At 37.3% G+C, this 648-nt stretch carries 1 pseudogene; it reads right to left on the bottom strand.

Features of this window, described 5'->3' with window-relative positions:
• Positions 1–648: pseudogene (locus ACFINZ_RS11250) on the bottom strand (ATPase, T2SS/T4P/T4SS family); the annotation flags it as partial.

Here is a 648-nt window from a genome sequence, read left to right as displayed (position 1 = left end):
TAGAAAAAATCGGGTCGTAAAAAATTTCAGAAAGCTTTCTATCCTTAAAGAACAACACCACATCAATTGTGCTGTAGAGTACCATCCTTATCATCTCTATATCGAGTAGACGGCCAACTTCTGATCTTTTGATTAATGTGGCACAACGTTCAAATGTTTGCAAAGCATTGTTCGCATGTGTTGTGGTAATTGATCCAGGATGACCGGTGTTCAATGAATTGAGATATTCCCAGGCCTCATTACCACGTAGCTCAGCGAGAAAAATACGGTCAGGCGATTGACGCATACACGCATCTAAACATTCTTCAGCGGAAACACGACCCATAAATCATATGCACATGGTTGGGATGATTTGGTAAAAAAAGCTCATGAACATCTTCAATTGTAATAATACGCTCTTCTACAGGCACCTTTTCGATTAAAGAACGAGCAAATGTTGTTTTACCAGATCCTGTTTTTCCTGCAATAATGATGTTGCGTTTATACAGTACGCATTTTTCCAAAAATTCAAGAATTTTTCTCTCACGTTTAAATTGCAAAAGTTCGATTTCAAATGGCTCCAATCGTGTAAAATCCTGTTTCGATAGTAAGTCATTCGCTTCTTTTTCTGAAGGTTTATTGAAACTTACGTCAGTAAAGTGATTGAAT

This window comes from Bartonella sp. AA81SXKL (assembly GCF_042196945.1).
Classification (GTDB): Bacteria; Pseudomonadota; Alphaproteobacteria; order Rhizobiales; family Rhizobiaceae; genus Bartonella.
Note: the sequence above shows the minus strand (reverse complement) of the source record. Positions and strands in the feature narration are given on the sequence as shown.